The 11,886-nt window shown below is 60.2% G+C and carries 12 protein-coding genes and 1 pseudogene; 3 read left to right on the top strand and 10 right to left on the bottom strand.

Annotation, left to right across the window (positions count from 1 at the left end; all coding sequences use genetic code 11):
* Window positions 1-26: 26 nt before the first annotated feature.
* Window positions 27-1,010 (bottom strand): cellulose biosynthesis protein BcsN, encoded by a 984-nt coding sequence (gene bcsN / locus AC1DF8_RS16500; protein WP_478154189.1) that lies wholly within the window; start codon window positions 1,008-1,010, stop codon window positions 27-29.
* A 304-nt stretch (window positions 1,011-1,314) separates the two neighbouring features.
* Between bcsN and AC1DF8_RS16495 the strand changes: the two genes are divergently transcribed.
* Complete coding sequence (locus AC1DF8_RS16495) at window positions 1,315-1,635, top strand: DUF1236 domain-containing protein (protein ID WP_112544635.1); 321 nt, start codon at window positions 1,315-1,317, stop codon at window positions 1,633-1,635.
* 32 nt (window positions 1,636-1,667) lie between these two features.
* On the opposite strand, the gene AC1DF8_RS16490 is transcribed toward AC1DF8_RS16495, so the two are convergent.
* Window positions 1,668-3,305 (bottom strand): response regulator, encoded by a 1,638-nt coding sequence (locus AC1DF8_RS16490; RefSeq protein WP_478154188.1) that lies wholly within the window; start codon window positions 3,303-3,305, stop codon window positions 1,668-1,670.
* 184 nt (window positions 3,306-3,489) lie between these two features.
* On the opposite strand from AC1DF8_RS16490, the gene AC1DF8_RS16485 reads away from it, so the two are divergent.
* Complete coding sequence (locus tag AC1DF8_RS16485; RefSeq protein WP_478154187.1) at window positions 3,490-3,831, top strand: response regulator; 342 nt, start codon at window positions 3,490-3,492, stop codon at window positions 3,829-3,831.
* A gap of 5 nt (window positions 3,832-3,836) precedes the next feature.
* Here AC1DF8_RS16485 and AC1DF8_RS16480 read toward each other — a convergent pair whose 3' ends face one another.
* From AC1DF8_RS16480 to AC1DF8_RS16455, 6 genes and pseudogenes are all read right to left on the bottom strand, one after another.
* Window positions 3,837-4,379, bottom strand: a complete 543-nt coding sequence (locus AC1DF8_RS16480; protein WP_112544640.1) for a MerR family transcriptional regulator — start codon at window positions 4,377-4,379, stop codon at window positions 3,837-3,839.
* Between the two features lie 149 nt (window positions 4,380-4,528).
* Complete coding sequence (locus AC1DF8_RS16475; protein WP_007819963.1) at window positions 4,529-4,867, bottom strand: integration host factor subunit alpha; 339 nt, start codon at window positions 4,865-4,867, stop codon at window positions 4,529-4,531.
* A 106-nt stretch (window positions 4,868-4,973) separates the two neighbouring features.
* Window positions 4,974-5,945, bottom strand: coding sequence for a beta-ketoacyl-ACP synthase III (locus tag AC1DF8_RS16470; protein ID WP_112544642.1), 972 nt, complete (start codon window positions 5,943-5,945; stop codon window positions 4,974-4,976).
* Window positions 5,946-5,964: 19 nt separating this feature from the next.
* Window positions 5,965-7,011 carry a phosphate acyltransferase PlsX gene (plsX, locus tag AC1DF8_RS16465; protein WP_112544644.1) on the bottom strand — a complete coding sequence of 349 codons (1,047 nt, stop codon included), beginning with the start codon at window positions 7,009-7,011 and terminating at the stop codon, window positions 5,965-5,967.
* 102 nt (window positions 7,012-7,113) lie between these two features.
* Window positions 7,114-7,668, bottom strand: a complete 555-nt coding sequence (locus tag AC1DF8_RS16460) for a DUF177 domain-containing protein (protein WP_112968033.1) — start codon at window positions 7,666-7,668, stop codon at window positions 7,114-7,116.
* Between the two features lie 11 nt (window positions 7,669-7,679).
* A pseudogene (locus tag AC1DF8_RS16455) lies at window positions 7,680-8,271 on the bottom strand (ubiquinol-cytochrome C chaperone family protein).
* Window positions 8,272-8,460: 189 nt separating this feature from the next.
* On the opposite strand from AC1DF8_RS16455, the gene AC1DF8_RS16450 reads away from it, so the two are divergent.
* The gene (locus tag AC1DF8_RS16450) at window positions 8,461-8,994 is read left to right on the top strand and encodes an outer membrane protein assembly factor BamE (protein WP_112544650.1); all 534 of its coding nucleotides are present in this window, start codon (window positions 8,461-8,463) and stop codon (window positions 8,992-8,994) included.
* 72 nt (window positions 8,995-9,066) lie between these two features.
* Here AC1DF8_RS16450 and AC1DF8_RS16445 read toward each other — a convergent pair whose 3' ends face one another.
* Window positions 9,067-11,205 carry a sodium-translocating pyrophosphatase gene (locus AC1DF8_RS16445; protein WP_112544652.1) on the bottom strand — a complete coding sequence of 713 codons (2,139 nt, stop codon included), beginning with the start codon at window positions 11,203-11,205 and terminating at the stop codon, window positions 9,067-9,069.
* A gap of 195 nt (window positions 11,206-11,400) precedes the next feature.
* Entirely contained in the window at window positions 11,401-11,883 is a 483-nt protein-coding gene (nusB, locus tag AC1DF8_RS16440; protein ID WP_007819976.1) for a transcription antitermination factor NusB, read from the bottom strand.
* Between the last annotated feature and the right edge of the window lie 3 nt (window positions 11,884-11,886).

Genomic DNA, 11,886 nt, shown 5'->3' with positions numbered 1-11,886 from the left:
TGCGCTCGGCGCATTGGGCGTATTTGCTATTTCCGGCAGGCGGCCGTCATGGCCGCATCGCCAATGCAATCAGGCGAAGGCACGGTCACACCGATCGGCCTTGCCGTTTGTTCGACTGCCGCCGGCGCCTCTGCCGGTGGCTCTATCGCATTCGTCTGCGTGTCGTCGTTCGGCAGCGGCACGCGAGGGCCGACAGGCGGCTGCAGGACCGGTGCAGCAGGTGCCGGTTGCGCCTGCACGCGGCGCACGGCCACGGCCCTTGTCTGGCGAACTGCGGCCGGAGCAGGTTCGTAACCGATCGGCATCGTGGTCGCACGATAGCCGCCCTCGTCGGGATAGATCGGCGCGCCGGTCTGGCCGAGCGCCGGATTGGCCGGCGGCGGAGCGCCATAGGGATTCCAGATATCGCCGTCGAATGTGCCCGTGACGGTGTAACCGTAGACGATGCCGAGGAGCTGGCGCTCGCTAGCCCGGGCATCGCAAAGGCGCAGGCGGATCTGGATCATGCCAAAGTTGCGCGCCTGTGTGTGCGCCGACTGGCTGGAGCGGACCTGCTGCCAGGCGTAAAGACAGGTATCGCCTGCACGGCTGTGGCCAGAGGCGTAACCGAAGGGACCGTAGCTGTTCTGCAGAAAGGTGGCTGAGGTCGCCATCGGAACGCCGGGAACCGATCGTGCCATCTCGCGCGCGATATCCCCTTCCCGGATCATCCTGTAGGAAGCGTTGCCGGCGCCGGGATTGGCCCCGGACGCGCCAAGAAACTGAACTTTGAGGAAATTCTGGCCTTGAACAGATGAGGACGTGAAGAGCGATATTGTCTGCTCCACACCATTTCCACGCTTTTGCTCGACGACGCTGACGATCGACGGACCACCAGGGGGCGGCAGGACCAGCGCCTTTTCCGGCTCTACACTGTCAGGCCCAACAGGCTGACGCACTCCCCCTGTCGACGTACAGCCGGCTATCATGGCCGCGAGAGCCGCCATCGATATCGTCTTCGGAAAATGCATGTCCTGGCCGTTGCTATCGTATTTTTAATCTTTGTCTGAAGGGACAAAGCGCGGCGAATTTCCGAATCAACAACCCCTATGTCGTTCTTTAGGAATAAACGATGCTCATGGTTAACAAATGGTCAACACTTTTCTACAGGTGTGCCGGGTAAAATCGGCAGGCGCTCCACTTTCACGGGCGCAGCAAGGCGAGAGGAAATCAACGGCATCCGGCAAGAATGACCCGGAGTAGCAGAGCCACCGGCGGAACCATGAAGGACGGCCGACGTTTTCTCGATGGCTGGGTAGGAAAAGGAGAATATCCATGCGCAAGACCATGCTGGCCGCGGCCGCCCTCATGCTGACCGTAAGCTCCGCCGCCTTCGCGCAGAGCAGCGTCATCGTAACCGATCCGGCGCCGACCGGTTCGACCGTCGTGCTTCCAGGGGAAGTCCGCACCTATGTCATGGAGCAGAGCGTTCCCTCCGTCGTCTATGACGGCGACATTGCCGTCGGCACGACGCTTCCCGACACGGTAGAGATTCATACCGTTCCCAACGTGGACGGCTATGGCTACACCGTCGTCAACGAGCGCCGCGTAATCGTCGAGCCGCAGACACACCGCGTTATCCAGGTTCTGGAATAGGCTCCCGCACGGCGTGAGGCTTTACGCGGGCCTCACGCCTGTTCCGAGGACGGCTTGCCGTTCAGCACTTCACGGACCTTGTGGGCGAGCTGTTCCAGGCTGAAGGGCTTGGCAAGCAGCGAGACGCCGTGGTCCAGCACACCATTATGAACAATGGCATTGCGGGTGTAGCCGGTCGTGTAGAGGATCCGGATTTCCGGCCACTTCTCCGTGACGGCATCAGCAAGCTGGCGACCGTTCATCTGCGGCATGACGATATCGGTGAAGATGAGATCGACCCGCTCATTCTGCAGCACATCCAGCGCCTCCGGACCGCTCGCGGCCTGCAGGACACTATAGCCGAGTTCACGCAGGCTTTCCGCCGTCATCTCGCGCACACTCTGGTCATCCTCGACCACAAGGATGGTGTCGTCGACGCTCCCTTGCGGGATCGGCATCATCGACGGCGCCGAAAACCGTGTCTCACCTGAACCGACGCGGCGCGGGAGATAGATCTTCACCGTCGTGCCGCGATCGATCTCCGAATAGATCTTGATGTGTCCCCTGCTCTGCTTGACGTAACCGTAAACCTGGCTGAGGCCGAGGCCGGTGCCCTTGCCGGCACCTTTCGTGGTGTAGAAAGGATCGAAGGCGCGTTCCAGAACCTCGGGCGACATGCCGATGCCGGTATCGGTGATACTGATCATCACGTACTGGCCGGCCTCCACTTCCTGGTGCATGCGCGCATACCGGTCGTCGAGTTCGGTATTGGCCGTTTCGATGGTCAGATGCCCGCCATCGGGCATGGCGTCGCGGGCATTGACCGAGAGATTGAGGATGGCGTTTTCAAGCTGGCTCAAATCGGCAAAGGTCGGCCACAGGCCACCGGCCAGAACCGTTTCGATCCTGATCTGCTCGCCGAGCGTCCGGCGCAGCAGTTCCGACATGCCGCCGACAAGCTTGTTTAGGTCTATGGTTTCCGGCGCCAGCGGCTGCTGGCGTGAAAAGGCGAGCAGCCGCGCGGTCAATACCGCTGCGCGCTGCGCCCCGTCCCTGGCGCTCTGGATCGAATTCAGGAGGCGTGGATCCTCCTTGCCGTTCAGCCGTCGCTGGGCGAGATCGAGGCTGCCGATAATGATGGCCAGCATATTGTTGAAGTCATGAGCGACGCCGCCGGTCAGCTGGCCGATTGTCTCCATCTTCTGCAACTGGCGCACCTGGGCCTGGGCGCTCGCATGTTCCGCCATCTCGCGCTTGAGCTCGCCAGTGCGCTGGGCGACCGTCTCTTCCAGTTTCCTGTTGAAATCGTTCAGCTCTCCGCGCAGGCGCAGCTGCCGGCCGTGGGAGACGACAATCGCCTGCATCAGTCCGACAATGATGAGTGCATTGGCAATGAACGTCGAAAGGCCGAGCCACTGGATGAACGTGACGGGCCAGAAGATATCGTGCGGCTCGACGAAGAACTGCTGGACGAGGAAGCCCGACAGAATGGCGGCCACCACGCCCGGCCCGGCACCGCCGATAAAACTTGCGATCAGCACGGCGGGCAAGAAGCTCAGAAACGGAAAGCCGGAGAGATAGTCGCCAGCAGCAGTGCGCAACAGGAATGTAACTGCAACAGCGGCGACAGCGAGCGGATAGGTCAAACCCGGCCTATGACGCAGCCAGTCCGTGGCGCTCAACAAATCCATTTCCCAGCCTCGTCCTTCCGTTACGAAAACGGCCCTCCAGCTTTTGCATATCGAATCCGGTCGGGCAACATGCCGTTTTTCGCACTACCGCGATCCAACCTTGACGAGCAGCCTGCTCGGGACAGATAAGCCATGTACCCGACAGGCCTGCACAGGCCCGTGCGGGCAGAGAGTGGACGGAACCATGAAAGACATTTTCATCGTCGAAGACGATGCGCTGATCGCCATGTTGCTTGAAGAGATGCTTGAGGATCTCGGCTACCGTATCACTGCCAGCGCTCCGGATCTGGAGCAGGCGCTCGATGCGGCTCAGAACAAGGAATTCGACGCGGCTATCCTCGACGTATCCTTGGCCGGAAAGAGTTCACTGCCGGTCGCTAAGCTGCTCGAGGCGCGCGGCAAGCCTTATGTCTTTGCAACAGGGTATGGCAGCGCGCCGGAAGGCAGCAATTCAGGCCAGCCTATCCTCAGAAAACCGTTCCAGCTTTCCGATCTCGAGAGAGCGCTGAAAGGCATGGAGGCCTAAACGCGCTAACGCACCTGATCGAGCAGGCGCTTGCATTCCAGGAGATCGTAGAGCGCTTCCTGGAGAAGCGCACGATCCTCCTTGCCGACACTGGACTTGCCGACCGAGATTTCCGGCTGATCATCGTCGCCGCTGACGAAGTTGAAAAAGCGGCGCGTGATCGGCGGCTTGGCGCGGCCAACGATCTGATCCTCTTCCGCCATTGCGACGCGCGGTTCGCCTGCGACCGTATCGTGCACGTTCGCAGAGAGTGCTTCAACGCTTGCGAGATCGCCATGGCCGACCGCGACGACAAACTTGTTGCCGTTGGTTTTCAAGAGCTTCTGCACACCCTTGATCGTATAGCCGTGGTCATAGAGCAGATGGCGGATGCCTTTCAAAAGATCGACATCCTCGGGCCGGTAATAGCGCCGTCCACCGCCTCGCTTCATCGGCTTTATCTGCGGAAAGCGGGTTTCCCAGAAGCGCAGCACATGCTGCGGCAGGTCGAGATCATCAGCAACTTCGCTGATGGTGCGAAAGGCATCCGGGCTCTTGTCCAACGTCATACTGCTACGCGACCTCGCGGATCGATCCAAACGGCGACTCATCATATTTCAACGGTTTGGAGCCGCGAATTCAAGTCACGTCTTCGCGTTGCGCACAGCCGGAGGCACGACGCAGCAAAAAACCTTTGCGTTCGGCGGGAAAAAGATGATCAGGCAGCCGGATTTTGCGGCTTGGTCTTGCCCTTCCGGGCAACATGGGACTTCAGAATGCGCGTCTTAAGCACATTCGACGCCTTGAAGGTCATGACGCGGCGGGGGGAGATCGGAACTTCCTCGCCGGTCTTCGGATTGCGGCCGATACGCTCGTTCTTGTCGCGCACCTGGAAGGTTGCGAAAGAGGAAAGCTTGACTGTCTCGCCGCGCACGATCGCGTTGCAGATCTCGTCGATGACCGTTTCGACAAGCTCAGCAGATTCTGTCCGGGAGAGACCGACCTTCCGAAAAACGGATTCCGCCAGGTCTGCTCGCGTAACTGTCTTTCCGGTCATGGTTTCCCCGCCCAATAGAAAATATTTTGTGAAAGTGGACGAAGATTATTTGTCTTGTGCCTCACGGTCAAGCTCTTGTTCGCCGCCAGTTTTTTAGGATTTATGCCTACCAGCGCAGCAAAACCGCGCCCCAGGTGAAACCGCCGCCCATGGCCTCCAGCATCACAAGGTCGCCCTTCTTGATGCGTCCGTCGCCTGCAGCCGTCGCAAGTGCCAGCGGAATGGAGGCAGCAGACGTATTGCCATGCAGATCGACGGTAATGACGACCTTTTCCGGGGCAATGTTCAGCTTCTTGGCCGAGCCGTCGATGATGCGGCGATTGGCCTGGTGGGGGACCAGCCAGTCGAGATCCTCGGAGGTTGTTCCGGTTGAATCGAAAGCGGCCTGAATCACGTCAGTAATCATGCCCACGGCATATTTGAAGACCTCGCGGCCTTCCATGCGCAGCTTGCCGACCGTACCCGTCGAGGACGGACCGCCGTCGACGTAAAGCTTGTCCTTGTGCGAACCGTCCGAACGCAGATGCGCCGTCAAGACGCCGCGGTCTGCCGTCGTCCCCTCGCCTTCGACTGCTTCCAGCACGATCGCGCCGGCGCCGTCGCCGAAAAGCACGCACGTGGTGCGGTCATTCCAGTCGAGGATGCGGGAGAAGGTCTCGGCACCGATGACAAGCACGCGCTTGGCAAGACCGCCACGAATATAGGCGTCAGCCGTCGTCACCGCATAGACGAAACCCGTGCAGACGGCCTGAACGTCGAAGGCGAAGCCATGCGTCATTCCGAGACGGTTCTGGATATTGACGGATGTCGCCGGAAAAGTGTTGTCCGGCGTCGAGGTGGCACAGATGATCATATCGATATCATCAGGCGTCAGCCCGCCATTTGCGAGCGCGGCCCGCGCTGCAGCCTCACCGAGCGACGACGTCGTTTCGTCATCGCCGGCAATGTAACGCTGGCGGATGCCGGTACGCTGGACGATCCACTCGTCCGACGTGTCGACGACACCTTCCATTTCGCGGTTGGTCATCACGCGTTTCGGCAGTGCTGCCCCGAAACCACGAACCACTGATCGGATCATATTGCTTGAACCCCGTCGCTCACGCGGCCTCAGGCCCTATCGGGGGCAGCCGCTTGGCATGATATTTTTTGAGATCGTTTTCTATTTTCTGGGTCAGGCCATTCTTGGCCATGTCATAGCCGACTTCGATGGCCGCGGCTATGCCTTCGGCATTCGCCCCGCCATGGCTTTTGATCACGATGCCGTTCAGGCCGAGAAATACGCCGCCATTGACCTTGCTCGGATCGAGCTTCTCGCGCAGCATGTCGAAAGCGCTCTTGGCGAAGAGATAACCGATGCGGGCAAGCAGCGTGCGCGACATGGCGGCACGCAGATAGGTGCCGATCTGCCGGGCGGTGCCCTCGGCCGCCTTCAGCGCGATATTGCCGGAAAAGCCTTCCACCACCACGACATCGACGGTACCCTTGCCGAGATCGTCGCCTTCGACGAAGCCGGAATATTCGAGCGAATCAAGATTGGCTTCGCGCAACAGGCGACCAGCCTCCTTGACCTCTTCCTGGCCCTTGATTTCCTCGACGCCGACATTCAGCAGGCCGACTGTCGGGCGCTCAAGCTCGAAAAGTGCGCGCGCCATGGCGCCGCCCATGAGAGCGAAATCCATAAGTTGCTGCGAATCGGCGCCGATCGTGGCGCCGACATCGAGCACGATGCTTTCGCCCTTTACCGTCGGCCAGATGGCGGCAATCGCCGGGCGTTCGATATTGGCCATTGTGCGCAGGCAAAACTTGGCCATGGCCATGAGTGCGCCGGTGTTGCCGGCGGAAACGGCGACATCGGCCTCGCCCGACTTCACCGCTTCGATGGTGCGCCACATGGTGGAGACATAACGTCCGCGGCGAAGCGCCTGGCTCGGCTTTTCTTCCATGCTGACTGCGAGCTCGCAATCATGAAAGACAGACTTTTCCCTGACCTTGGGAAACTTCGCCAGAACCGGCTCGCACTGTTCCTTGATACCGTAGAAGACGAAGGAAATATCCGGATGCCTGTCCAGCGCCTTGGCAGCGCCGGGGATGACAACCTGGGGACCAAAGTCGCCACCCATGAGGTCGAGAGATATTTTGATCACGTGTCCCTGATCCTTTTTTTCGCCTGAGGGGGGCGAAATTTGGGCCAAAATACCGGTTTTGGCGTCGCTTACAACTGAATTATGTCAAATGCCGGGGAGGCTTCAGTCCTTTTTCCAGTCCTTGAGCGCTGCGAATGCAGAGGGCTTTCGGTCATTTTCACCCGTGTCTTCGATATGGCCATCGAACTCCACGCCCTGCTTGCGTGGATAGGGATCGATGGCGAGCGCTGCGAATTCGGCGACGATCTCACCGGCATCGATCGTATCACCGGTAAAGGTTTCCGGCAGGTCGGGACCGTCGGGGTCCAGCACCATCTCGCCGGCATCATTGGCGGGATGGCGGGCGAGCCTGGAATTTTCCGGCACGAAGATCTGTTCGAAGTTCTCGTCGATTGCAGACTCGACCGGCTCGAGGGTGACCACGCAGGCCTGAACGATCTTAGCCTGCACGCGTCCCTTGACACGTATGCCGTCACGCTTCCACCTGTTGATCTGCAGGTCGGCGCGGAGACTGTCCACCGACACGACGTTCCAGCTTTCGGCCAGCGCCTTCAACTCGTCCTTGTCGGCAGTCACGCGCACTTCGACGGGATTGGCGGAAATGTGGCCAACCTTGACCGGATAGGAAAATGGAACCTCGCTCAGATCTTTCTTCATGATTCTGCTCCTCAAGCGAACCCAGGAATCGTTGCCGAACCGGTGGCGATCGCCTCCTCGGGAATGGCAGACAGATGGGCTTCCGCCGCCATCATCCAGTGCGCCAGCCCACTCATGTCGGCAGGTTCGGCAGCTTCGGGATAGATATTGCGCTGAAGTGCTGCGGAAAGAGCGGCGRCATCGCCTGCATCCATAGTTTTCGAATAGGCTTCGAGCCGGCCATAGAACATGCCTGCGAGCTTCTTCATGCGCTTTGGAACGCTGTTGTCGCCGATGCCGAGTTCCCGGATCGAATAGTCGATATCCTGAAAGAAGGCATCGACGATTTCCTGGGCAATCTCCTGGCCGCTCGTGTTGGACGTGCGGGTGCGACGGAAAAACAGGATCATGGCAATCGACAGCATCTCGAAGCGGCCCATGACGGTATCGGGGACATTCAGCCGTTCATAGAGCTCGGGCATGCGGGCAGCAGCCGTAAGAGCCGCGTACTGCCGCTCGACGATAGCCTGGTTACTGTTTCTCTTACCGAAGAGCCCGAGGATCATTTGTTTTTTCCGGAAATGCCGCATTCTTGGCGCCCAGCGGCACCGGGCCTTGTTGCATGATTTCGAAAGCTGGTTTACCGAAGCAGGCGCGAATTGCAATGCTGTTCGTGACCGGTTTCGGGACAGGGGCGCTCCGGTGCACAAAGAGGCGGGATCGAATGAATTCCACCCCGGAATGGCCACAATGGTTTTGCAGGAGGAAGCACGCAGTGTCCGGAATGGCTGCTATCGATACTCAAGGGAGTAGATGTCGTTGAAGAAACGGTATTTCAAGTCAGACATGAAATTCTTCAGTAATGCAGCCATTGCCGTCATAATCGCCTCCACCACCGCCCTATCGGGTTGCCAGACGAGCACAGTGCTTAACGGTGGCTATATCGTCGACCAGCAGTCGCTGGCGCTGGTTCCGGAGGGTTCCAGCCGCGAACAGGTGCTTCTGTCACTTGGCACACCGTCCACGACAGCAACCTTCGACGGGGAAGTCTTCTATTACATCTCCCAGCGCCGCCAGCGCTCGATGGCGTACCAGAAGCTGCGCGTCACCGAGCAGAGTATTCTTGCCATCTATTTCGACAAGGACGGCGTCGTTTCCCGCCGCGCCAATTACACCCTGCAGGACGGCAAGGTGTTCGACACGATTTCGCGCGTTACGCCGACCGGCGGTCGCGAACTCACCTTCCTGCAGCAGATGCTGTCCGGCGGCAGCGCGGCGAATGCGGCCAAGAGCCTGTTCGGTGGCGGCGCCGGCGGTACGCCGCAGAACCCGTCCAGCCTGCGATAAGGCAAGCTGTCTTCCATATGAAAAACCCGCCGGAGCGATCCGGCGGGTTTTTGTTTTGTTGGCTTACGCGTCTTAGTGCGCAAGAATCGCCAGCAGCAGCAACGCCACGATGTTGGTGATCTTGATCGCAGGGTTGACGGCGGGACCGGCCGTATCCTTGTAGGGGTCGCCGACGGTATCCCCCGTCACCGATGCCTTGTGCGCATCCGAGCCCTTCATGTGACGGACACCATCCTTGTCGACAAAGCCGTCTTCGAAGCTCTTCTTGGCATTGTCCCATGCGCCGCCGCCCGAGGTCATCGAGATTGCGACGAAAAGGCCATTGATGATGACGCCGAGCAGCGATGCGCCAAGTGCTGCAAAGGCAGACGCCTTGGAACCGGAGATGATGAGCACGCCGAAATAGACGACGACGGGCGCCAGCACCGGCAGCAGCGACGGAATGATCATTTCGCGGATCGCGGCCTTGGTCAGAAGATCAACGGCGCGGCCGTAATCCGGCTTTTCCGTGCCTTGCATGATGCCCGGCTTTTCACGGAACTGCTTGCGCACTTCCTCGACGATCGCGCCGGCGGCACGGCCGACAGCGGTCATGGCGATGCCGCCGAAAAGATAGGGAATCAGGCCGCCGAACAAGAGACCGGCGACGACATAGGGGTTCGACAGATCGAAGGAGATCGGACCGATATTCTGGAAATACGGGTACTGATCCGGATGCGCGGCAAAATACTGCAGGTCGTTCGCATAGGCCGCAAAGAGCACCAGCGCACCGAGGCCGGCGGAGCCGATCGCATAGCCCTTGGTGACGGCCTTCGTCGTGTTGCCGACGGCATCGAGCGCGTCGGTGGACTTGCGCACTTCCGGCGGCAGATGGGACATTTCGGCGATGCCGCCGGCATTGTCCGTAACCGGGCCGAAGGCATCGAGCGCCACGATCATGCCGGCGAGGCCGAGCATGGCGGTAACCGCGATGCCGGTGCCGAACAGGCCTCCGAGCTGATAGGTGGCAAGAATGCCGCCGACGATGACGATTGCCGGCAGCGCCGTCGATTCCAGGGATACTGCGAGGCCCTGAATGACGTTGGTACCGTGGCCGGTCACCGATGCCTGGGCGATCGAGACGACCGGGCGCTTGCCTGTGCCGGTATAAAATTCGGTGATCACGACGATCAGCGCGGTGACGACGAGACCGACGAGACCGCACACGAAGAGCCTTGTGCCCGTCACGTCAAAGCCGGCGACCTGCCCGAGCGAACCCCAGCCAACGGTCAGCGAAGTCGCGGCACCGAGACCGATGATCGACAGAAGCCCTGTCACGATCAGGCCCTTGTACAGCGCGCCCATGATCGAGCCGTTCGGGCCGAGCTTGACGAAGAAGGTGCCGATGATCGAGGTGATGATGCAAGCGCCGCAGATTGCCAGCGGATAAATCATCGCCGACGGCAGGATGGGCGCACCGGCAAAGAAGATTGCCGCCAGAACCATCGTTGCGACGACGGACACTGCGTAGGTTTCAAAGAGGTCGGCTGCCATGCCGGCGCAATCGCCGACATTGTCGCCGACGTTGTCGGCAATGGTTGCCGGGTTGCGCGGATCGTCTTCCGGAATGCCGGCCTCTACCTTGCCGACGAGATCGCCGCCGACATCGGCGCCCTTCGTAAAGATGCCGCCGCCGAGACGGGCGAAGATCGAGATCAGCGACGCGCCGAAGCCGAGCGCCACGAGCGAGTCGATCACCTCACGCGAGCCCGGCTCGTGTCCGAGCACGATCGTCAGCACGTAATAATAAATGGAGACGCCGAGCAGCGCGAGGCCGGCGACCAGCATGCCGGTGATCGCACCCGACTTGAAGGCAATGTCCAGGCCTGCCTTGAGGCTTGCGGATGCTGCCTGGGCGGTGCGCACATTGGCGCGGACGGAGACGTGCATACCGATGAAGCCGGCAGCACCTGAGAGGACGGCGCCGATCAGGAACCCGATCGCGGCCGTGGCGGAAAGGAGCAGCCATGCTGCAATGAAAACAACAATGCCTACGATGGCAATGGTTCTATACTGACGCGTCAGATAGGCCTGGGCGCCCTCGCGGATATAGCCCGCGATCTCCTGCATGCGGCTGTTGCCCTGATCGGCAGCAAGCACCGACCGGGTTGCCCAGATGGCATAAACCACCGAGAGCAGGCCACATGCGATTACCAATAAAAGAATGGTCATTCGCTCTTTCCTCCCATAAGCCGGAGCTCACTCCTTCTCCGGCGACGAATGCTGCTGAATCGACTCCTCTCCATAGAAACGCTCAACAGGCGAGCGGAGATTGCGTGGTCGATAACGTCGCGTCAAGACTGCAAAACTTCAAAAGCCTTGCAGTACCGCAGAAAGGATGGGAGGGGTTGTTTGGCGCCTAAGTGCCTACTTCTTCTGGTCGCCGCGCACTTGCTTGGCGATGCGGTCCAGAACGGCATTGACGAGTTTCGGCTCATCGTCGTCGAAGAAGGCACGGGCGATCTCGACATACTCGGTGACGATGACGGCGACCGGCACGTCCTTGCGGTCGACGAGTTCGAAAACGCCGGCGCGCAGGATGGCGCGTACGGTGCTGTCGAGACGCGACAGCGCCCAATCGTCCTGCAGGGCAGACGCGATCAGCGGGTCGAGGCGAAGCTGGTCGCGCACGACGCCTGAGACGATCGAGCGAAACCAGCCGGCATCGGCCTTCAGATAGGTTTCGCCGTCAAGTTCCTGGCCGAGACGATGCGCCTCGTATTCCGCCACGATTTCCAGAACGCCGGTGCCGCCGATATCCATCTGATAAAGCGCCTGCACAGCCGCGAGGCGCGCCGCGCCCCGCTGATTGGCTGCCTTGACCGGTCGTTCGGTATTTTCGTCAGTCATTCT

The sequence above is a fragment of the Rhizobium sp. 05N49 genome (assembly GCF_056396805.1).
Note: the sequence above shows the minus strand (reverse complement) of the source record. Positions and strands in the feature narration are given on the sequence as shown.